The sequence below is a fragment of the Salmonella sp. 2020_1459 genome (genome assembly GCF_043847915.1).
Classification (GTDB): Bacteria; Pseudomonadota; Gammaproteobacteria; order Enterobacterales; family Enterobacteriaceae; genus Salmonella; species Salmonella enterica.
This window is the reverse complement of record NZ_JBCMFA010000002.1, coordinates 709,071-730,490: the sequence shown is the minus strand read 5'-3', so window position 1 is coordinate 730,490 and position 21,420 is coordinate 709,071. Positions and strand designations below refer to the sequence as shown.

23 protein-coding genes and 1 pseudogene are annotated in these 21,420 nt (G+C 50.9%); 4 read left to right on the top strand and 20 right to left on the bottom strand.

Features of this window, described 5'->3' with window-relative positions; genetic code table 11:
- Positions 1-99 precede the first annotated feature (99 nt).
- Positions 100-1,731: a Na/Pi cotransporter family protein gene (locus ACH0VJ_RS08435; RefSeq protein ID WP_000956811.1), complete on the top strand. Its 1,632-nt coding sequence runs from the start codon at positions 100-102 to the stop codon at positions 1,729-1,731.
- A 75-nt stretch (positions 1,732-1,806) separates the two neighbouring features.
- Here the strand turns inward: ACH0VJ_RS08435 and pepE are convergent, their stop codons facing one another.
- Positions 1,807-2,496, bottom strand: a complete 690-nt coding sequence (pepE, locus tag ACH0VJ_RS08430; protein WP_000421780.1) for a dipeptidase PepE — start codon at positions 2,494-2,496, stop codon at positions 1,807-1,809.
- 71 nt (positions 2,497-2,567) lie between these two features.
- Here pepE and ACH0VJ_RS08425 point away from each other — a divergent pair, with 71 nt between their 5' ends.
- Genes ACH0VJ_RS08425 through rluF form a run of 3 tightly spaced genes read left to right on the top strand, consistent with a single transcriptional unit; the run spans position 2,568 to position 4,159 of the window.
- Complete coding sequence (locus ACH0VJ_RS08425; protein ID WP_001541281.1) at positions 2,568-2,669, top strand: hypothetical protein; 102 nt, start codon at positions 2,568-2,570, stop codon at positions 2,667-2,669.
- Between the two features lie 34 nt (positions 2,670-2,703).
- Positions 2,704-3,243 carry a DUF2058 domain-containing protein gene (locus ACH0VJ_RS08420; RefSeq protein ID WP_001096724.1) on the top strand — a complete coding sequence of 180 codons (540 nt, stop codon included), beginning with the start codon at positions 2,704-2,706 and terminating at the stop codon, positions 3,241-3,243.
- A gap of 46 nt (positions 3,244-3,289) precedes the next feature.
- Complete coding sequence (rluF, locus tag ACH0VJ_RS08415) at positions 3,290-4,159, top strand: 23S rRNA pseudouridine(2604) synthase RluF (protein ID WP_000954619.1); 870 nt, start codon at positions 3,290-3,292, stop codon at positions 4,157-4,159.
- Here rluF and ACH0VJ_RS08410 read toward each other — a convergent pair.
- From ACH0VJ_RS08410 to ACH0VJ_RS08320, 19 genes and pseudogenes are all read right to left on the bottom strand, one after another.
- Positions 4,156-4,428, bottom strand: coding sequence for a DUF3811 domain-containing protein (locus ACH0VJ_RS08410; RefSeq protein ID WP_001207628.1), 273 nt, complete (start codon positions 4,426-4,428; stop codon positions 4,156-4,158). The two genes, rluF and ACH0VJ_RS08410, sit on opposite strands and share 4 nt — an antisense overlap.
- A gap of 97 nt (positions 4,429-4,525) precedes the next feature.
- Entirely contained in the window at positions 4,526-5,467 is a 942-nt protein-coding gene (gene panS / locus ACH0VJ_RS08405; RefSeq protein ID WP_000881647.1) for a ketopantoate/pantoate/pantothenate transporter PanS, read from the bottom strand.
- A gap of 261 nt (positions 5,468-5,728) precedes the next feature.
- Positions 5,729-6,457 (bottom strand): hypothetical protein, encoded by a 729-nt coding sequence (locus ACH0VJ_RS08400; RefSeq protein WP_000587738.1) that lies wholly within the window; start codon positions 6,455-6,457, stop codon positions 5,729-5,731.
- 573 nt (positions 6,458-7,030) lie between these two features.
- Positions 7,031-7,324 (bottom strand): DapH/DapD/GlmU-related protein, encoded by a 294-nt coding sequence (locus ACH0VJ_RS08395; RefSeq protein ID WP_223164639.1) that lies wholly within the window; start codon positions 7,322-7,324, stop codon positions 7,031-7,033.
- Positions 7,325-7,354: 30 nt separating this feature from the next.
- Positions 7,355-7,581, bottom strand: a pseudogene (locus ACH0VJ_RS08390) (hypothetical protein); the annotation flags it as partial.
- Between the two features lie 252 nt (positions 7,582-7,833).
- Positions 7,834-8,277, bottom strand: coding sequence for a hypothetical protein (locus ACH0VJ_RS08385; RefSeq protein ID WP_000084335.1), 444 nt, complete (start codon positions 8,275-8,277; stop codon positions 7,834-7,836).
- A complete protein-coding gene (locus tag ACH0VJ_RS08380) occupies positions 8,274-8,879 on the bottom strand; it encodes a DUF4376 domain-containing protein (protein WP_000170635.1) in 606 nt (201 codons plus the stop codon). The genes ACH0VJ_RS08385 and ACH0VJ_RS08380 overlap by 4 nt, the downstream gene beginning before the upstream one ends.
- A gap of 4 nt (positions 8,880-8,883) precedes the next feature.
- Complete coding sequence (locus ACH0VJ_RS08375) at positions 8,884-10,650, bottom strand: tail fiber protein (protein WP_000368194.1); 1,767 nt, start codon at positions 10,648-10,650, stop codon at positions 8,884-8,886.
- Positions 10,651-10,652: 2 nt separating this feature from the next.
- Entirely contained in the window at positions 10,653-11,285 is a 633-nt protein-coding gene (locus ACH0VJ_RS08370) for a phage tail protein I (RefSeq protein ID WP_000359500.1), read from the bottom strand.
- Positions 11,278-12,393, bottom strand: a complete 1,116-nt coding sequence (locus ACH0VJ_RS08365; RefSeq protein WP_023196029.1) for a baseplate J/gp47 family protein — start codon at positions 12,391-12,393, stop codon at positions 11,278-11,280. Before ACH0VJ_RS08365 ends, ACH0VJ_RS08370 begins: the two co-directional genes overlap by 8 nt.
- Entirely contained in the window at positions 12,384-12,743 is a 360-nt protein-coding gene (locus ACH0VJ_RS08360; RefSeq protein WP_001093502.1) for a GPW/gp25 family protein, read from the bottom strand. The genes ACH0VJ_RS08365 and ACH0VJ_RS08360 overlap by 10 nt, the downstream gene beginning before the upstream one ends.
- A gap of 163 nt (positions 12,744-12,906) precedes the next feature.
- Complete coding sequence (locus ACH0VJ_RS08355; protein WP_001095012.1) at positions 12,907-14,454, bottom strand: DUF6056 family protein; 1,548 nt, start codon at positions 14,452-14,454, stop codon at positions 12,907-12,909.
- Complete coding sequence (locus tag ACH0VJ_RS08350; RefSeq protein ID WP_000703638.1) at positions 14,454-15,383, bottom strand: glycosyltransferase family 2 protein; 930 nt, start codon at positions 15,381-15,383, stop codon at positions 14,454-14,456. The genes ACH0VJ_RS08355 and ACH0VJ_RS08350 overlap by 1 nt, the downstream gene beginning before the upstream one ends.
- Complete coding sequence (locus ACH0VJ_RS08345) at positions 15,380-15,742, bottom strand: GtrA family protein (RefSeq protein WP_000593182.1); 363 nt, start codon at positions 15,740-15,742, stop codon at positions 15,380-15,382. The genes ACH0VJ_RS08350 and ACH0VJ_RS08345 overlap by 4 nt, the downstream gene beginning before the upstream one ends.
- Before the next feature lie 327 nt (positions 15,743-16,069).
- Complete coding sequence (locus tag ACH0VJ_RS08340) at positions 16,070-16,792, bottom strand: phage baseplate assembly protein V (RefSeq protein WP_000679393.1); 723 nt, start codon at positions 16,790-16,792, stop codon at positions 16,070-16,072.
- Between the two features lie 9 nt (positions 16,793-16,801).
- Positions 16,802-17,845: a phage late control D family protein gene (locus ACH0VJ_RS08335; RefSeq protein ID WP_000818147.1), complete on the bottom strand. Its 1,044-nt coding sequence runs from the start codon at positions 17,843-17,845 to the stop codon at positions 16,802-16,804.
- Positions 17,833-18,042, bottom strand: coding sequence for a tail protein X (locus tag ACH0VJ_RS08330; RefSeq protein ID WP_001269716.1), 210 nt, complete (start codon positions 18,040-18,042; stop codon positions 17,833-17,835). The genes ACH0VJ_RS08335 and ACH0VJ_RS08330 overlap by 13 nt, the downstream gene beginning before the upstream one ends.
- Positions 18,042-18,995: a phage tail protein gene (locus ACH0VJ_RS08325; RefSeq protein WP_000271425.1), complete on the bottom strand. Its 954-nt coding sequence runs from the start codon at positions 18,993-18,995 to the stop codon at positions 18,042-18,044. Before ACH0VJ_RS08325 ends, ACH0VJ_RS08330 begins: the two co-directional genes overlap by 1 nt.
- The gene (locus tag ACH0VJ_RS08320; protein WP_001262486.1) at positions 18,995-21,349 is read right to left on the bottom strand and encodes a phage tail tape measure protein; all 2,355 of its coding nucleotides are present in this window, start codon (positions 21,347-21,349) and stop codon (positions 18,995-18,997) included. The genes ACH0VJ_RS08325 and ACH0VJ_RS08320 overlap by 1 nt, the downstream gene beginning before the upstream one ends.
- Positions 21,350-21,420: the final 71 nt, after the last annotated feature.

Here is a 21,420-nt window from a genome sequence, read left to right as displayed (position 1 = left end):
AACGCTGTGCGCCAGCAGGCCTTAACGCTGTGCGCCATCAGGCAATTTATCGCAAGTGAGCTTCAGGAAAACGTATAACGATAAGGAGAACCTGACGCCGTGTTAACTTTGCTCCATCTACTTTCTGCCGTTGCGCTGTTGGTATGGGGAACACATATCGTTCGTACTGGCGTAATGCGCGTGTTTGGCGCGCGTCTACGCACTGTCCTCAGCCGCAGCGTGGAAAAGAAACCGCTCGCCTTTTGTGCGGGTATCGGTGTTACCGCGCTGGTACAAAGCAGTAACGCCACCACTTTATTGGTAACGTCGTTTGTCGCCCAGGATCTTGTCGCCCTGACGCCAGCTCTGGTGATTGTGCTGGGCGCTGATGTGGGTACTGCGCTAATGGCGCGTATCCTGACCTTCGATCTCTCGTGGCTGTCGCCGCTGCTGATTTTTATCGGCGTGATTTTCTTTTTGGGACGTAAGCAGTCCCGCGCCGGGCAGCTGGGTCGCGTCGGTATCGGGCTTGGCCTGATTCTACTGGCGCTGGAGCTGATTGTGCAGGCAGTGACGCCGATCACTCAGGCTAATGGCGTGCAGGTCATTTTCGCGTCGCTGACGGGCGACATTATGCTGGATGCGCTGATTGGCGCGATGTTCGCTATTATCAGTTATTCCAGCCTGGCGGCGGTGTTGCTGACGGCGACCCTGACGGCGGCGGGGATTATATCGTTCCCGGTGGCGTTGTGCCTGGTCATCGGCGCCAATCTGGGATCGGGGCTGCTGGCGATGCTCAATAACAGCGCCGCCAATGCTGCCGCGCGTCGCGTAGCGCTCGGCAGCCTATTGTTCAAATTGATCGGCAGCCTGGTCATCCTGCCGTTTGTCCATCCGCTGGCGAATCTGATGGATGAGCTATCGCTACCGAAATCAGAGCTGGTGATCTATTTCCACGTTTTCTATAACCTGGTGCGCTGCCTGGCGATGGTGCCATTTGCCGAGCTGATGGCGCGTTTTTGTAAACGAATTATTCGTGATGAGCCTGAACTGGATACCCATCTGAAGCCGAAACATCTGGATGTCAGCGCGCTGGATACGCCAACGCTGGCGCTGGCTAATGCTGCCCGCGAGGTGTTGCGCATTGGCGATGCGATGGAACAGATGATGGAAGGGCTAAAAAAGGTCATGCACGGCGAGCCGCGTGAAGAGAAAGCGCTGCGCAAGCTGGCGGATGACGTTAACGTGCTCTACACCGCGATTAAGCTTTATCTGGCGCGAATGCCGAAAGACGAGCTGGCGGCGGAGGAGTCCCGCCGGTGGGCGGAGATTATTGAGATGGCCCTGAACCTCGAACAGGCGTCGGATATTATCGAGCGAATGGGCAGTGAGATTGCCGACAAGTCGCTGGCGGCGCGTCGGGCATTTTCAGAAGAAGGATTGAAAGAGCTGGATGCGCTTTACGATCAACTGCTCAGTAATCTGCAACTGGCGATGTCGGTCTTTTTCTCCGGTGATGTCACCAGCGCCCGTCGGTTGCGCCGCAGTAAACATCGCTTCCGTATACTTAATCGCCGATACTCACATGCGCATGTCGACCGCCTGCACCAGCAGAACGTGCAAAGCATTGAAACCAGCTCGCTCCATTTAGGGCTGCTGGGCGATATGAAGCGTCTTAACTCACTGTTCTGTTCGGTCGCCTATAGCGTACTGGAACAGCCGGATCAGGACGAGGAACGCGGCGAGTATTAAGTGAAATGCCGGATGGCGGGGCCTACGGAGAACATGCGCGTAGGCCCGCCATTCGGCATTCAATGTGGCCTGGGATTAAAAGCGATGACCCGCTTCCAGCGCCACGGCCTCTTCGCCCGCTTTAAACACCCAGGTGGTATTCGGGCCGCCGAGAACCGCCTGGCCGTTGCTCACCTGAATCCAGTTACCTTCCGGCAAACCAATCACTGTCAGTTCCGGCGCGACCACCAGTAGTTCGCGAATACGCTGCTCGCGGGTCTCGCCCTTATGACCTTCCGGCAAGGTGTTAGTGAAGTGAGGATTAATTTGCAGCGGGAACAGATCCAGCGCGTCGAAACCGTTTGGATCGACGATCGGCATATCGTTGGTCGTGCGGATAGTCGGGCAGGCAAGGTTGGCGCCCGCGCTCCAGCCGATATACAGCGCGCCGCGTTTTACCCTGTCCGCCATCGGCGCCAGCAGCCCGCGTTCACGCGATTCTTTCAGTAGCTGAAAGGTATTTCCGCCGCCGACAATAATGATTTCCGCTTTCTCAATCGCCGCAAGCGGATCGGCGACACGATGAATCCCTGTGACGTTTATCCCTAATGGCGCAAGTACCTCTGCGGTTTTATCCGTGTACTCGTCCCATGTTTGCGTGACGCCGGCAAACGGAATAAACACGGCTGAGCGTCGACCGTTCAATTGATTCGCTATCAGCGGTAGAGCGTGTTCCAGCCAGGCTTTACCCGGCAGCGTCGAGTTACTTAATAAAAGCAGTTCCATTACTTCTCCACCTCATCAGGAAATGTCAAAACGTAATAATGCTACCATTATCCATTTAATGTCTTACTGATATGGCTCATGATGTTACGCGTGTCACAGGCAAAGCGCGGTCGCTAAAAGTGACGACAGGCCAGATCTGCCATCTGGTATCGCCTGAAAAATTACAGGTATAATCCGCAAAATTATTTAACACGTTTAGAGACGAAAATGGCAAAACTGACCTTACAAGAGCAACTGCTACAAGCGGGATTAGTGACCAGCAAAAAAATGGCCAAAGTCCAGCGCACGGCTAAAAAATCACGCGTTCAGGCTCGTGAGGCCAGAGAGGCGGTGGAAGAAAATAAAAAGGCGCAACTTGAGCGTGATAAACAACTCAGTGAACAGCAAAAACAAGCGGTTTTAGCGAAAGAGTTTAAAGCTCAGGTTAAGCAACTTATTGAAATGAATAGAATCAATGTATCTAAAGGCGATATTGGTTTTAACTTCACCGATAATAACGTCATCAAAAAAATAGACGTGGATAAGCTCACTCAGACGCAACTGATTAATGGGCGTCTCGCGATTGCGCGTCTGGTTATCAATAACAGCGGTGAATGTGAATATGCGATTATTCCCGCGAGCGTCGCCGATAAAATCGCACAACGAGATGCGGACAGTATTGTCGTAAACAGTGCGCTGAGTCAGGAAGAGCAGGACGAAGATGATCCGTATGCCGATTTTAAAGTTCCTGACGATTTGATGTGGTAAGTCACATTCCCGACGTTTATGTAGAAAAATTTCTCAGAGAGTAAATATGCTGACCGACACATCTACCCGGCTTAATAAGTATATCAGTGAAAGCGGCATCTGTTCGCGTCGCGAGGCGGACCGTTTTATCGAACAGGGCAATGTTTTTATCAACGGCAAACGCGCCGCCATTGGCGATCAGGTGGTCGCCGGGGATGTTGTTAAAGTAAATGGTCGGTTGATTGAGCCGCGAGAAGCGGATGATTTAGTGCTGATTGCGCTGAATAAACCGGTTGGCATTGTCAGTACCACTGAAGACGGCGAACGCGACAATATTGTCGATTTTGTGAACCACAGCAAACGTATCTTCCCGATTGGTCGTCTGGATAAAGACTCGCAGGGGCTGATATTTCTGACTAACCACGGCGATCTGGTCAATAAGATTCTGCGTGCCGGTAACGATCACGAAAAAGAGTATCTGGTGACGGTGGATAAACCGATTACCGACGAGTTTATTCGCGGTATGGGCGCTGGCGTGCCGATTCTGGGTACCGTCACCAAAAAATGTAAGGTGAAAAAAGAGGCGCCGTTTGTCTTTCGCATCACCCTGGTGCAGGGATTAAACCGTCAGATCCGTCGTATGTGTGAATACTTTGGTTATGAAGTGACGAAACTGGAGCGTACGCGCATTATGAACGTCAGTCTGAGCGGGATTCCGCTGGGCGAGTGGCGCGATCTGACGGACGATGAGCTGATCGATCTGTTTAAGTTGATTGAGCGTTCCTCTTCCGAAGCCAAACCAAAGGCCAAAGCGAAGCCGAAGACCACGGGTATTAAGCGACCGGTCGTGGCGATCGAAAAAAGCAATGAGAAAGCACGCCCGACATCAAGCGGTAAGCGCTTTACCTCGCCGGGACGAAAGAAGAAAGGACGTTAACGTCTGCCGCGCGTCGGCGTATTCGCCGACCAGGAGAATGACGCTTCCGTATCGGGTTTATACGCCTGCTTTTTCTTCAACTGGCGGGCTTTTTTCGCTTCAGCCTCACGCAGCGCCATCAGCTTATCGATGTACTCTTTTTTTACGCTGTTGGTCTCAGAATTGGTCAGCGGACGACCGTGCGCAATACGGGCGCGGTCCAGCAACGTTTTCAGTTCGCGCTGTTCGCGCTCGGTCATCTCTTTTTGGGTAATGCGGGGGAGTGCCATACGGGTGCCCTCAGTTAGCCGATGCATTTAGTCTACGGCAATACGCAACGGGCGGATAGCGTGTAAGCCGGGTAAGCTTGCGCCACCCGGCAATATTTTAATTTACCTTTGCCGTTTCGCCCGATTTTTCAACAATCGGTTTCCCGGACCAGTAACCAGCCAGTAGTGACCCTGAAAGGTTGTGCCACACTGAGAACAGCGCGCCAGGCAGCGCTGCGAGCGGGCCAAAGTAGATTTTACCCAATGCAGCAGCAAGACCAGAGTTCTGCATCCCGACTTCGATCGCCAGCGTTCGACAGGTTGACTCATCAAAACCGAACAGACGTCCACCCCAGTAGCCGCCAAGCAGGCCAAGGGTGTTATGCAGGATCACCGCGATGATCACCATAAAGCCGACGGAGGCGATATGTGAAGCTGAACCCGCGACCACCGCGCTGATGATTGCCAAAATGCACACCATCGAGAATGCTGGCAGATAAGGTTTTACCACTTTCACTACGCGCGGAAACAGATGGTGAATCACCAGCCCCAGCGTGATTGGAATGACCACAATCTGTAGAATGCTCAGCAGCATACCCATCACGTCGACTTGAATATGGGCATCGACGTACAGGCGCGTGAGTAGTGGTGTGGCGACCACGCCGACCAGCGTGGAGACCGATGAAATGGTGACTGAGAGCGCGACGTCTCCCTTCGCCAGATAGATCATTACGTTAGAGGCGGTGCCGCTGGCTACGCTGCCGACCAGTACCATCCCGGCGGACAGATCTGGCGGCATCTTAAACAGCAACGCCAGCAGCCATGCCGCGAGCGGCATTACCAGATAGTGCAGGAATATCCCTGCGGCGACAGGGGCTGGTCGGGAGAGCACGCGTTTAAAGTCGTCAACGTTAAGATGGACCCCCATACCGAACATAATCAACATCAGTAGTGTCGCGACCCACGGCCCAACAGGAGTAAAGGTGGATGGTGTGTAATACGCAATGAGAGAGAGCAGCAGCGCCCATAACGGGAACAGCCGGGTAATGACGGCGAGCATGTTGTTTTCCTTGCAAGTATGTTGTGTTTGTTATCAACGGGTCAGGATCGAGCCAGACCATAGTTATTGTTTATCGCGTGAAGGAAGATTATTCAAACAAATTACGCTCATGATCCAGTGTGGGCACGTGGCAGGCCGGATGACGCGCCTGCGTCGCCATCCGGCAACGCATCGCCCGATGGCGCTTACGCTACCGTATTAGAAATATATAGAGGTTCTGGTGGCGTAAAGAAAAGCGCCGGCATTGAAGAGAAGGAAGCTTTAACGCAGTGATAACTTATATTGTTTCACTTTGCTTTGGATTGTGTTTTTTAAACTAAAATAAGGCACCCAGGGCAATGCTGTGTTCCAGGGGCGAGGGGAACCATGAAAACAGACTATGCTTGCTCCGTCAGGTAATTTTCCATTACCTGTCCCATCGTATAGTTCAGGGTTAAAACCAATCATTTTTGGTGTTGCTATATTAGCTTTGTAACTAATAATTCTTCCGGGTAAGATGTTTTGCCATCTTTCAGCATCTTGACATATTCTGCCGATAAATCCTTGATCGCCATGATAGGGCGGGGTTCTTATGGCATTGATTTCCTTTTCAGGATTTTTCATAAATTCATCCCACACATTTTTTTTTGCGGGTGCAGGAATAAACATAATACCTGTTGCTGGCGCAACTGAAGCACCATGCTGAGAAAAGTCATTAAGTAATGTTATTTTTTTCATAGTTGTCAGAGGAGTAATATCTCCCACAATAACGCTATCTATATCAATATAGAGAATATCCTCATTACCAAGAACAGGATGCAGTGGATTGAAAAGTTCTAGTTTTGCCCACCATCCTGGCCAATCATACAAAAGAGGCGCTGTATTTACCCCTTTTATCTTTAGCGCATCTGTTAAACAAACAGAATCATAACCTTTGAGCTGCTTATGTAACCATTGAGCATGTTTTGTGGTGAAGTCTTTGCTTTGTCTGAGCACAGAAACAATAATCATTATATTCCCCGGTGAATATTAGGTGATTTTAGCCATGTTCCACTATATTTAATGTGCTTTATATTGCAACAAAATTAGTGTTCATATGGTTATCGAAGTTTAATTACATTCAAGATGTGAATGTAATTTATTTGTTTATAATGTTATTAATATATGTAATGTAAGTTGATAAATGTTTTAATGATTGTTTTGTCTTTTATATTTTCATGGGGATATATAAAATAAGAGTTGGGATGGGAGTGATCTTATTTCCCCTTTTTGTTTCTGGTGGTTTTTATGTTGCTGAATTGGATTAAACACTTCAGTGTTTAAAGCGTGAGGTCTGCAGTATTTTTATCCATCTTCTCAGGCAACCGAGAGGCGGGTGTCCCGGAGTTGGACAGACTGCAGTGATGTTACGAGAACGATGCCCGATAGCGTTTACGCTACCGGGTCTTACTAAACGCTCTATCAGAATAGTGATGTAGACATCAGGTCAGAGAATGAACTTAACAATCATTCACAAAAGAAATGTTTTATTTTTAGTCTATTAACCAGACGAGAAAAGCCTATAAAATATTTCAATCTTAAGATTTAGATTAATCCCATTTTTTGTGATTTATTAATGGGATTACTTCTGATGTTTTTTTTTGTAATATATATGCTATTTGCTGGAATGCTTTTATTTACAAATGACATTGCTCCAATAGTAACATTATCACCGATAGTAATAGAGCCTATAATGCAGGTGTTTGCTCCTATATCTACATTATTGCCAATAATAATGAAATCATCTTCTTTTAAACCTTGCTTGTTTCCTACTGTTGTATTTTGCTTAAGCGATAAATTACAACCGATACGAGCCTTTTTCGTGATGACGATCCCCATGTGATGCGGAATATCCAAACCATAGCCGATTACTGCTCCCAGCTCTATATCAATTCCAAATTTGGAATTTAGCTTGCGATTAATCCATAATCCAGTTTTTTTCTGTTTTTTTGAACCATAGATATACTTCTCATTTGCCAGACGCCACCAAAATAAAAAGTTACGATGGCGATTGTTATTGGCCTGCATAAGTAATCGACATAATGAAAATTCATTCCTGCGAATAATCTCATGCCGCCAGTATTCCCGTAATCCACTTCCTTTTTTAGATATGGAAAATAATAAGCAATGTAAGAGTTTGATTTTTTCTTCCTCCAATGAAGAAAGTTAGCTTGTTAAATAAATGTTATTATCGTAGGGGGTTCACATATCAATTGGTAAAAATACTATAAGATGGTTTTTTATAATACTTCATTTGCTATGCAAACTGAACATTTGATGCTAAAAAATAAATAATAAAGGGTATTACTTTAATTCAACATCGCCGGGCTTTATACCCGGCGAGAGATTCAACAATCGTATTGCCAGCTACTGACTAAGGCATAAAGGTGGCTGGGGGAGTAGCGCCAGCTATCGTTTAGTCCGAGAAACTCAGCGCAAAACTCGCTGCAAAACAGTTTATCTTTGCGCTCCCGGTTATACAGCGCGATACCAAGCGCGCCCTGCCAGTCATAGCGTTTGCCGTTGTGTTTGCGGAAAAAGACTTCCACTTCCGGCAACGTGGCCTTTAACGGTAGCTTATCCCACTTATCGTCCGGTAACGGTATTATCTTTCCCCGCACGCCGCGATCGCGAAACGACGCGGAGTAACAGAGGTATTCATTACCGCCGTGTTCTACCGCCAGTTCACAGTGAGAGTAGATACCGCGCGTGAGCCAGTCGACAAACCTGGCGATGCCGCGATACTCCGATCGCCCCTTATAGCAAGCGAGCCAGACGGTGGTTTGACTCATGGCTGCCAGCCTGATGAATAGTCGTAGTCGAGCACTTCCTGGATATCCCCCAGCGCTTCTACCGCCGCAATATGCCGCTGCGCGTTGGCAAACAGGTGCATATCGTGATCCATAGTGACGGTTTCAAACTGCGCGGCGATGTCGTTGGTCAGTTCAATCAAACCGTTATTTTTGGTCTGCCACATTAACCCTGCCGGAATCTGCTTTGCCTGACCCATTCTGGTGAGTGACATTTGCTGAATACGGCTGTTAGCATCGCTGTGGAAATGGTTGCCGTCGATAACGATATAATCGGCGGTAACGGTGTCGCGGTGAGCTTTTATACTTAGAACTACATTTTCTTTTTTATTTACCAGCGCATCATTGAAAGCTGTCGGGTTGTATATCCATTTATCACCTACCAGTTGATAAAATTCACCTGGCGGTGGTGTAGTGATAAATGAAAATGGTGCTAAACAAATCCAGCATGGTTTTCCTCTTAATTTCCATTGTTCATCATTTACTGGTTTTATGGATTCTGGTAATACAACATTTAGCGAGGTATCGTCAATCCAGTCGATAACTTCAAAAGTTGAAGGATGGTAGTACACATATTTAGTCATATTTTCACCATGAAATTTTTACAAAACCATCAGAGCCGCGCCCACCAGAATATCCAGATATCGCGGAGCGCGTATTTTGGTTCAATGACGCACCACCACCACCACCAGCTCCATAGCCATCGGCATTTCCTCCGTTTGCAAATGCAGCCGCACTGCCGCCTGTGCCAAAGGTCGAACCCACACCAACCCCTCCTGGATATGATTCGGTAGATGTAAATTCCGCTATTTTGCCGCTGCTACCTAATCCGCCTTTAGCAGAGATATTAATAAAAGATGAGTCGCCTCCATCAAGCCCTGGTTCACCTGCATCTCCTTTAAATAGCGTATGGCCTTGTCCATTAGGACCAATAGATGTTCTATCTTCATATGAAGGTACAAAACCGCCGCCTCCACCTGAACCTCCAGCCCCAACAGAAACCGTATAAGTTTTTTTAGATGTCACACCTATAATGGCAATTTTTAACTCTCCATGATCACCTCCCCTACCAGCTGAAAAGGTATTAGTCTTATCGGGAGCAGGGGAGCATCCGCCACCACCACCACCACCTCCTCCCAGCATTTCAACAAAAACCTGTGTTACCCCATCAGGCACAGTAAAAGTCCCATTAGCTGTAAAAAACTGGTATCGAGGCCCGTTTGAAGCTGCCGTATTTGCCAGATTCAGTGCCGCATTCGCCTTATCCATCGCCGCTTTCACCGCGCTCGGCGTCGCCGCCTCCGTCGTACTGGTGCTGTCGGTGGCGTTATTAAGCTTCACGATCCCTTTTTGCGTTAGCGTACCGTCCGGGGTGCCGGTGATCTGCCCCCAGGCGTGAGTATGGCTGGCCGGGGCCGCCGCACTCGCCTTATCCATCGCCGCCTTTACCGCACTGGGCGTTGCCGCTTCTGTGGTACTGGTGCTGTCCGTCGCGCTGTTAAGTTTCACGATCCCTTTTTGCGTCAGCGTGCCGTCCGGGACGCCGGTAATCTGGTTCCAGGCGTGAGTATGGCTGGCCGGAGCTGCCGCATTCGCCTTATCCATCGCCGCCTTGACTGCACTCGGCGTTGCCGCTTCCGTTGTGCTGGTGCTGTCAGTAGCACTACTAAGCTTAACAATCCCCTTTTGCGTCAGCGTACCGTCCGGAACGCCGGTAATCTGGTTCCAGGTATGCGTGTGATTACGCGCTTCCGCCATCGCCGCTTTTACCGCCTTTGGCGTAGCCGCTTTGGTTTCGTCATCGCTGTCGGTGGCATTACTGAGCTGTGTAAACCCTTTCTGCGTTAGTGTCGCATCCGGGTGATTTGTCGAATGTTCATGCTCGTCCAGCCGGGCATCCACATAGTCGCGCGTCGCCAGCACAATGCTCGGATCGACCGTCAGCGTCATCGCCGTGGTGTTGGAGACCTCCATAATCAGGCGGATACAGACCTGCTTGCCGCAGCCGCCCGGCAGCAGCGGTTTGTAGGATTCCGGGAACTTGCCGATGGCGATTAGCTCGCCCTCGTTGTCGAACACGCCCACTTCACGCACGTACCAGCCGCCAACCTCTTCCGGCAGCACCAACTCGGCAATCAGCCAGTTAGGGTTATTCGGCGCAACGGTCAGCGTATTCATCTCGCCGCGCCAGACTTCGTGGCGTAAATTGGTCTGGCTGGCGGTCGGTTCATAATATTGTCCGCCGCCGTCGCCAACCGCCATCTTTTGCAGATGTATCTGTTTTTTGTCCGCAAGGGCGCTGGCGATTTTCGCCATTCCCCTGTCGGTCAGGAGGGTATAAAACTCATTATCCATAATTACTCCGGGTAAATAGATGTAATTTCAAGGCTCCATTGCCCTGTACCGAAATAGATCGGTTTAGTTTGTTGAACTTCCAGAACCTGGAAGGGTAAGACGGTCGTTATTTCTCCACCGTAAAGCGCGCTGCCAATAACAGGAATAGCGCTTTGGTTAATTATCCAGACAATTAACGCTTCCAGTTTTGAACGCACGTTCTTATATTCATGAATAAGATCGACCAGATTATTAAACAGATTTTCATCCATGCCCTGGTTGATTAGCTTAATTTCAACCTTGAAGAAATAAGCCTTACCGCCATACTCAAACCATTCGGAGATCGTGCCGGGTAAGGATAATATTTCCAGTACGCGGCGAACGGCCCAGGGGGTTCCTTTATATTTATGCAGTTCAATCGCCTGCTTAATTAACTCTCGTTTCTCCTGTTCATTGGCAGCAAATAGCCAGCCTTCGAGCCCCTGTACATGAAACTGTTCGGCCAACGAGGGCAATGCCGAGGCATCAACGATATCCACCAGATAGACCAGCAACGCCGTCAGGTCGATTTGCGCAAAACGTTCGGCGGCAATGTTCGCCAGAATTGAGAAACGTTCGTCGCTGGCCAGCGGCGGCGGCAGAAGCAGTTTATCCATCGCTGACTCCGGCAATCGTCACGTCAATAGCCGTACATTCCGCCCATTCGTGCGCCTGCAATACCTTTTTCGCGGGCATATCCAGCGCGACGTCGTAAACGCCATCCACTTGTAGCACTTTAATTATCTGGTTTGGCACAATGTCCTGGCCCAGCCGGGTTTGGCGCGAGCGCGTCCATGTATTAATCGCTTCACGCGCGGCGGCAAGCGTCGTCTCCTGATCGGCGGTGGTAAACAGCGTCAACCGGGCGCGGATCTGATAAGCCACGCGCGGAGAACATTTAGCGCTCACCTTATCGGTTAGCGGGCGCTTTTTCTCTTTGCTCACCTCCCGTTCGATCTGGGCAAGAAGCTCCGGCCCCGGCAGACCGTTCAGGGTCAGCGGATAGAGTTCCACGCAGCCTTCCGCCAGCCCTTCATCCGGCCCCAGCACCGCCACGTCGATAATCGACTGGCTGACCGAGAGCGTATGGAAGCGATAGGCGCCATAGCTGCCCGCGTTGCTGAAACTTTCCGGCGCTAGCTGGATGCGTTTACGTAGCGCGTCGTCGTTCTCTTCGCCGCAGCCGCCACTTGAGGCCGTCAGATTGGTGACGCTGAGATCGTAATTGCCTACCCGATCCACCAGCGCGCTGATTTGCGCAGGTTGCCAGTTATTGCCGGATTCACCGGTTGCTACACAGGTTGCAGTTACCGCAACGCTCAGGCTGCCCGCAGGCAACAGAACATCTTCGTCGGTGGCGAACATCACGCTATCCGACGCGCTGGCGCGGGTACCCTGTGGAATCACCAGGTTACTTTTAGCCGCTGTCGTGACGGAAAACTGTAGCGTGGTTTTCGCCGCCTGAGTGGGCAGACGGTGAACGCCAACCAGCTCGCCTAAATAATCCAGCATCGGCGCGCGGGAATACGCGACCAGGTTTTGCTTCGCTGCCTCCTGGATGGCGATGCGGACAAGGTTTTCACGATAAGCAAACAGGTCAATGAGCAGCCGCTCAGCCTGTGCCGGGTAGAGTTTTTTACCGCTGGCTTCTTCATATTGCGCAATCATCTCGCTGGTGATTTGCGCGGGATCGCGGTCAATAAAGTCGGGTTCGGCTATCGCCATAACACCTCCGTTGAGTTGATTACGCCATCTGCGGCGCGCCATTGCACGCGTAACGTCAGGTGTTCGCCGTCAATCGTCGGCGTCACCTTCAGCAACCGGCAGCGGGGTTCCCACATGCGAATCGCTTCCACCGACTCCCGAACAACGTGCGGAATAGTCCGCTCGATCGGGTAATCGATATAGCGCCACAGATTGCTGCCAAAAAGCGGCCTGTGGGGATCGCTGCCGCGCGGCGTGCGCAGAATGATGTGTATTGCCTGATGAATATCATCCAGCCCGCAGACGTATTCTTCAGGACGTTGCAAGGCAGGTTGCCAGTGCAGGGTCGAGGGGCGTGTTTTCGTGTTCATGAGGCTATTTTCGCCTTCCGGCGGGGGGAGAGATATTAAAGCGCTTTAAGGAAATAATTGATGGCGGGGTCAGAATGTGTTTTGCCCGGTGGCGCTTCTGCGCTTACCGGGCCTGTGTTGATGCACATTTTGTTAAATGGCGAAGATCGCGTTTTACGTAAAGTTAAAATGAAATTGCTGTAATTTCACCTTTGTCTACAGAAGCGTAGTACCAGAATTCATCATTGATTTCTGCGTGCTTCATTTTCTCAACTGGAATCGTTTTCTGCCGTCCATTAACCGAGAGTGTGATCGAACCCGTTAGCTGCTCCCGGCTGATAATAGCGAAATCCCCGCGGGTGTTGCTATAAGCCGTCGTTTCATTGGAAAGGCTGTGCTTCGCTCCATTAGCGATTACAGAATAATCAAAATTGACTTTCTTTTTGAAAATAGCTTGTACATGATAATACTCGCCGTAAACAGCAGGATCATGGAATAAACCAAAATGACCACCGCTATTTTGCAACTTGACGAAATAATAGTCAGGGATGATAAACTTCTGTTTACCTGCCGCTATTTCTTTAGTAATGATTTTTTGTCTTACGATTTCCTGTCCGGCCGTTTTTTTATAACCGTTAAGCATCAATGAATAGGACCAAAGGAATACGATACCACAGAGAACAGTCACGGCAGTTACGCCGACGACTCCAACCTTAACGCCGCTTTTCAACAGGGCGTAAGCGATGAAGGAGATAGCTAAAAGGAAAAACATAAACGTACCGTTCATAACCCGATCGGGGTAGGACGGCGACGCGAACATGATTAAGGAAGTGCCAATACCTATACATACGACTAACGCAGCGCAGATAAGGGACGTTTTATCAATTTTGGCGCGAATCTGCTTATTGAATATGACCAGTAAGACCAGCAATAACAAAACAACATAAGCTATCCAGATCAGCGCCAGATGGTTATGAACGCGTTCTGTTAAGTGAATGAAAATACGTTCAAAAATCGGCCTTCCATACCAGAATTCTTTGCCGCTGGCGCGGATGAAATTGCCCGGAGAAAGTATCAATACGCATGAACCTGCGATTGCACAGAGACTATAAACTATCTTATTGCGCGAAACAGATTTGTTTTGCCATAACTCGTATGCAATGGCCAGAACAGAAATAAGCGAGACGAAAGGTGAGACGCTTTCATTGGAACAGCCTGCCATAAAGCTTAGTAATGCAACCCACGGGCTGATCGCTTTACTGTTTTTTATTGTTATGGTGTAAAAGAAGAACAGCCATGCAACAACGAACAGATTCGTCCACAAATAATTCGCAGCACCAACGATCCAGAAAGTGGTTTGACCCAAATTCGGGTTCGAAATCCAGTAAGTGAAGAATATTAGTGGGAATAATAAGTAGTCGGATTTATTCCAGCGTAATGTACCTGAGGGTGTCTTCACAATGAAATAACAAAATACCAGTGTCGAAACGGCTGCGCTGATGGAATACACGAGTTGAGAACGTGTATACAGGATGAGTGCGCTGGTGTAATCAGCTATAATCCTGCCACTCCATGTCATATAATGATGAAAATGTGATTCCGGCGAAATTCCTAAAAGGTAATAGCGGTAATCATCAGAGTGAATGGGGGTATACCATTCAATAAGAAAAATGGCCAAAAAAGCCAGTAGTATCATCGCCGTTTTCGGTAATATCTTGAGCATAGTGTTCATTATTCCATCATTGTTTTTTTGTTTTTCACGATATAGCGGGGTCTTTGCTTCACCTCCGTGTAAACGCGTCCGATATATTCACCCATGATGCCTATGCCGATAAGCTGGATGCCGCCTAAGAAGAGAATCGCGGTCATAAGCGAAGGATAACCAGGAACAGGGTTTCCCCACATCAATTTATCAATGATCATCCACATGGCATATATCAGGGAGAGGGCAGAAACGCTCACTCCTATATACGTCCAGATACGCAAAGGGAAAGTAGAAAAACTCGTAATCCCCTCCAGCGCCAGGTTCCAGAGTTTCCAGCCATTAAATTTTGAGCTACCTGCGACACGTTCAGCACGGGCATATTCGACAACATCTGTTTGACCTCCAACCCATGAAAGTATACCTTTCATGAAAAGGTTACGTTCTGGTAATAGCTTGATATTTTCTACAATCTCGCGCGACATCAATCGAAAATCACCGACATTCTCTTCAATCTTTGGCGTACTGATTTTGTTATGCAGCCTGTAGAACCACTCAGCGCTTTTACGCTTCAGGTGGCCATCCGTTGAACGATCGATACGCTTAGCTAGCCCCATTTCTGCACCAGCCTGCCATTTATTGATCAAATGTGGGATTACTTCGATGGGATCTTGTAAATCAACATCGATAGGGATCACCACTTCTCCGGTCGCGTAATCCAATCCGGCAAAAAGTGCAGGTTCTTTACCAAAATTGCGGGTAAATGAGATCGGAACAACAAGAGGATCGGCAACAGCTAATGCGCTGATGATTGATTCAGTCGCATCGTGACTCCCATCATTAACGAAGATAATCTCAACGTTATAAGGTTTAAGTGAACTGTATTCTCTGACCGTTTTATAGAAAATAGGGATCGCGTCCTCTTCATTAAAGACGGGAACCACTAATGAAATTTTCATTTCTCATTCCTGAAAACAATGAATCTGGAATATAAAAATCCGCAAATAAGGCTAATTGCGGAAAATACAATGAGCGTAAAAATGGGAGGCATAGCACACTTGTCGCCTGTCCATCCCACGACAGCGCTCAGCACGCCCATAAAACCGACGTACAGCAAATAACGTCCGGTTGATACGCTGGCTCCAAAGGTAAACCGGGCGTTAGCGAAAAAACTAAAACTGACAGCGACAGCAAAGCCCGCTACGTTTGCCAAAGCCTGACTTGTTTGAAATCCATAGACGCAAAGGGCAAAGATAGCCCAATGCAAAGCAGTATTAAGTACGCCTATCGAAACGTACTTTATAAATAATTTTATCATTATAGCAATCAAGAAGTTGTAATTCAGCGAAGTCTACCAGACAAAACTGAGAGGATCATTCCTGAACAGCAGATTTTATGTAAACAGGGCGAAGTTAAAGTAAAAAATAACGCTAGTTTTCCAATATACATATATGCAATATTTGCAGCGCAAAGTGATTACATTTTCATCGGAAATAGCGCGCGAAAAGGGACTAATCACGTTGCGCTGAAAATAAATATCCTCCAGCAATTTGCCCGGTGGCGCTTCTGCGCTTACCGGGCCGGTGTTTATGCACCTTTTGCAGGCTGGATAAGGCGAAGCCACCATCCAGCAGCAATTTGCAGGTTAGTGAGAGTGGTGGTTAGAGTTGCCGCCGTTGTCCATCAGCGTGCCGCTGGCGTTAACGTTGCCGAGGACATTCACGTTGCCCGTGATAACCGCGCTGTTTCCGACGCCGCCGCTGCCTGCCATACCGCCAAGCCAGGTGAGTTTTTTCATCACGGTAACGTCGCCGGTAAAGGTGCTGAGCGGCGCATCGACGGTGACATTCAGCGCTTTAATGCCCGTATGGGGCGCTTCCACGTTGACATCTACCGCCTTGACGCCCACGGAGGTGGCCGCCACGTCTACGGTTTCTGATATCACCGTGACGTGCTGCGCCCTGACCTCTACTTGCGGTGAAGTAAGCTGCGTACGTTCCTTCACTTCAATGACGATTTTTTCTATGCCGCCGTTGACGGTGAGCTGGTGTAACGCACGGTCATATTCAAAGGCCGCGCCGTCGGAAAACTGCACGTAGCGCTTGTCGCGCGAGGCCAGCGGCGCGGTATCCACGCTGGAGTAGACCGCGCCCAGCACCACGCCATCCTCGCCGTTGTCGTCGAGCAGCACTTCGACCTGTTCGCCAATATCCGGCAACCAGTAATCTTTGTTGTCCTGCGTATTGCGTTGCAGCACCGCAAGCCAGTTACTGCGCAGGTTATCGCACTCCGGTAGAGTGACTCTGACGCGCACGACCGCCTCATCAATATCGCTGATAATGCCCGTCTGGCGGGTAACGCCTTTCATATTGTCTCCTTACTGGCTGGTTGCCGGTCCGCGTGAAATGTCGATTTCGGTAGTGTAGCCGCCGCTGCGCGTGAGTTTGTGCATGGATTTATCAATCAGCCACTGCCCGGAAAGTACGCCAAAATCGCTCAGTTCTATCTTGTTGCCCGCCGTCAACTGCGGGCAGCCCATCATGCTGAGCGTGCCGGTTTGCTGGTATTCGTTGTGGCTGTCCAGCGCGGCATTGGCTTTAGCCTGCGCCGCGCCGGTATCCGGAGCGCGACTGTTAATCTTCAGGATATCGGCGCTGGTCGCCGCACCGCGCGCCGGGGCTTTTTCCTGGCTGTCATGGGTGTAGATAACCAGTTCTTTTTGCTTGCTATTTTGATGTTGCACGGTGGCGTTTTTGTAGATCCGGTTGATGGTATCTTTGAACGTGTAGTGCGAAATATCCGTCCGCCTGAGCGTCTTCACCGGCGCCAGACAGCGTAGCGTCGGCAGATGCGAAAAGATCAGCTCCGTCGCCGTCACTTTCACGGTATAGCCATATTCACTCGCCAGCCGTTTGAGAAACGCCACATCGGTTTCGGCATATTGCGTGACCCGATCAATCGTCAGCGGCGCAATCTTGCCCACCAGCGTTAAACCGTGTTTTTGCGCGATGCGACTGGCGATGGCGTAAAGCGTCGTCTCCTCAAAGCCCTGGCTGTTTTTGGTGCGTAGCGCTTTGCTGACCGAGGTGGCGATACCGTCGATATTGACCGTCGAAGGCGGCGCGCTGATATCAATTTTATCAATGACATAGATTCCGCAATCGAGCAGATCTTCGCCCTGGTAGCCCAGGCGCAGCGCCAGCGTGTCGCCTTTTCCCGGATACCATTCGTTTACCCAGCGCCCGGCGCTATCTTCCAGCGCAATGGCAATGACATCCGACTCGTTTTTAATGCTGTCGCTGTAACTGATGCTGGTGACGTAAGGCGCGATGTCGTAAGTGATCTCTTTATGTCCGTACCAAAGGGTAAAAATGGGCGTCAGGGTGGCGAACACCCCGCCGGATACCGTTATCTCAGCCATGGCGGTAGCTCCGGGGTCGTTTGCGTGACGCTGATAACCGGGATGATCAGCCGCACGCCTGACGGCAAAACCGGCATAATAGCGACGTGCGGATTGGCCGCGATGATGCGTTCGTAGGCCAGCGCATCGCCGTAATAGCGCCAGGCGAGATTATCCCAGCGTTCGCCGTCGGTGGTGACATGTTCAAGATAGCGCATTACAGACTCCTCGTAATATCGGCGGCAGCAAGCTGGCTCACGTCAGGGGCGCTTGTTTGCAGCGTGCCGCGCGCCTGATTGACCAGCGTCGCGGCGCTGTCGTAAGTCGCTTCCGCGACGCTGCTGGTGATAGCGTCAAACAGCGATTCGGCGTGTTCAATAAGCGTGCCGGCATCGCCCGCGCATTCGCGGATCCCCGGCAGGCTGTCGATCAGTTCCTGCATTTTCGCCGCCAGCGCTTTCGGCAGCCCGGCCAGCGTTTGCAAATCCAGCGGCTGCTGGAACAGCGCGTCTATCGCGCTAATGGTTTTTTTCAGCGAATCGACAATATCGCCGCATTTTTCTTTCAGCGCTTTGGCTTCCTTCACCAGCTCTTTCGCCTGGGCGATCGTTTTTTTGATGTCATCAATGGCGTCGGCCACCTCATCCATCATCTCTTTGGCTTCACGCATACCCTCTTCAACAGCGCTCAGCAGTTCATCGAACCAGGAATCGCTAACGTCGGGAAGCTCATCCAACATCTCGTCAATGTTCGGTTCCTGGGTGGTGATGGCCGGAGGCAGCAGCGGGCTCTTCGGATCGCCGGTGTACTCCTGTAGCGACAGACTGCCGCCCTGGGCAATGACGTTACCGTAAGGATCGGTGTGCTGGTGGGTAGCGGTCAGATCGGTAATCACGAACCAGCCGCGATAATCGCCGTTGCCGAACACCAGCGCCATCGCCTGGTGCGCGGTCATCGCTTCCCGCAGACGGTTCAGCTCGGTGGTCGGCTGGCAATACTGACTATGAAAGTTGAATTTCAGGGTGATTTTGTCCAGCTTATCGCCGATAAATTGCACGCCCGGTTTCCCTTCAATACGGGCATGGCTGGTATAATCCACGCCCATCGTGCTTTCAAATTCGTCCCAGTAAGCGACGACGTCAAATTCTATTTCGCCTAATACGGCATACATTATGCGTACTCCCGGCGCCGTTGTTGCGCCATGACATCGTTAATCATTCTCTCCAGCTCGCGTTTACTCAGCGACAGCACGTTGTTGATATCTTTGGCGGCATTCGCGCCGCTTCCCTGCACGGTAACCTGCGGGGAAAAGTGTACCTGCACGTTGCTTTGCGCGCGGGAGGGCAGCGTATAAGGTTTCCCGCCGGATTTGCCGGGAAGCGCGGCTGGCGTCGGCGGCGTGGCGGCGCTTTTCGTCTTCATAGGCTGCGGCGAGGCCATCGTTTTGGCCGAGGTTGTCACCGCTTTCGCTCCCGATGCCAGCGGCGCGCTGGCCTGTTGCGCGACCATTGTTCCGGCAATACCGGGGACGGCGGCGGCGACAGACGGCATTTCAGTGCTGATGCCCAGCGCGCTTTTCGCCCAGTCGGGGATCAGCGCTTTTATCTTCTCAATCGCCCCGTTCAGGAAAGGAAGCGCATTCAGAATGCCGTTGATCAGGCTATCCAGAATATTGCCGCCAAATTCGCTAAAGCTGGCGGGGAGTTCAATGCCAAACCAGTCCAGTACGCTGGCGAAGGCGCGGTAAAACAGCCCCAGCGGCGACCAGTCGAGAATCAGACGCGTGACGCCTGCAATGCCTCCGTCAAAGGCGGTTTTGATACGCTCCCAGACTCCGGCAAAGAAACCGGAAATCGGTTCCCAGTAGCGATAAAGTAAATAGGCGGCGCCTGCGATAGCGGTGATAGTCAGGCCGACAGGGTTCATCAGCAGCGCCCGACCCAGCCAGATAAACGCCTGGCCGACCAGCCGTAGCCCTTTTATCAGGCCGTTTCCCAGCAGCACCGTCAGGCCTTTCGCACCGTTGCCAAACGATTTCAGAACCGACAGCGCGCGACTGCCGCCGCCCAGCGCCAGACCGGCTTTGACCTTCAGGAAGATATCGATCAGGCGAATAAACGGTGACGCAATGAGGTTTGCTCCCAGCCTGAGAATATTCAGCGCCCCGTTGAACAGCCAGATAACGCCAACGACTTTAGCGACCCCTTGCACCAGCGCCGGATTTTCCCGCAGCCAGGCGCTGAACTGCCGTACCAGCGGCGTGATGCTTTGCGCCAGTTCGCCAATGGCGGGCATCAGCTCCATACCGACGGTCAGCCACAGATCGTTAAGTGAAAGTTGTAACGCTTTGGTCTGTTCTCCGGGCGATGTCATTTTCACGGCGAAGTCATCATCGATAAAATGTTGCCCCGCCGCCTGCATTGCGGAGGCTTTTAGCTGGCGATATTCGACCATATTCGCCAGCATCGGGGCGAGAAAATCCCGCGTTTGCGCATCGCCGAACATCGCGCCGAGGTTAAATTTCTCCGTCATGGCCTGTAGCGCGTCGCCGCGCGCGGAAAGATCCTCAATCTTCATGGTTTGCCTGAAGGTGTCGAGGATCTGCGGGTTCATTTTCTCCAGTTGCATCTGCACGATGTGGGCCATCGCTTCCGTCACGCCGATCCCATTTTGCTGATGTTCCAGCAGCGATCCCTGAAGATCCACGCCCTGGCGGGCAAACCAACTGTCCGTCTCTTTTGAGAAGGTAGATTTCAGGAAATGGTCGAAATTTGCTGCCGCCGCGCCTGCGTCAGGGGCGTTTTTCATGGCGACTTGCATCGTTGCGGTCAGTTCCGCAATGCCTTCTTTCCCCTGAGCGCCGGTTTTTCCGGCAAAGGCGTTAATCCACTGGGTTTGTTCTGCAACGGAGCCGCCGCCGCTTTTTGCCACGCTGTACAGCATATTTTGCGCAAAACGGAAGTCGTCAGGGGCGATGTTCAGTTTGTCGCGAGTGGCCAGAGCCGCCTGCGCCCAGCTTTGCGCGCTGTCACGGGAGGCGGTTGCGGCTTTGGCGATATCGGGCATGTAGCGGCTAAGATCCTGCAATGCGCTGACGCCGCCTTCAATCATCGTGGCGGCGGCGCTTTGCAGATCTTTTTGATCCTGATTGAAATCAAGGCTCCAGTCGCGGATATTCAGGCTCAGGGCGTCCCGCGCGGTGTTATCCATGCCGCCTTTCGCCGCCATATCGACCATGTTGCCCTGAAATTCGTAAGGCAGCTTCCAGTCGGGAGTCTCAACGTTCAGGAGCTTGCCGAGCTGTCCGGCGAACGTTTGTGTTTTTTCCAGCAACCCGGCGCGCTGTTTATCGTTCTCTTCCCGGCGAAGGGCAGAGTTAGCGAGCTGTTGCGTAAGCCGGGTGATTTTTGTTTGCTCAAAGCTGAGCGTGTGCAGCGTGCTGGCGTTGAGTGAGCCGTAACGGGCTATTGCCTGCGTCAACGTCTCATTACGCGCCTGAAGCTGAGTAATAATGTCGTTGGCCAAAATAGTGTCTCGTATAAGTTGCCCGGTAACAGGCTGCTTGCCGGAAAAAGGACAGGGAAGGAGTGAACCGG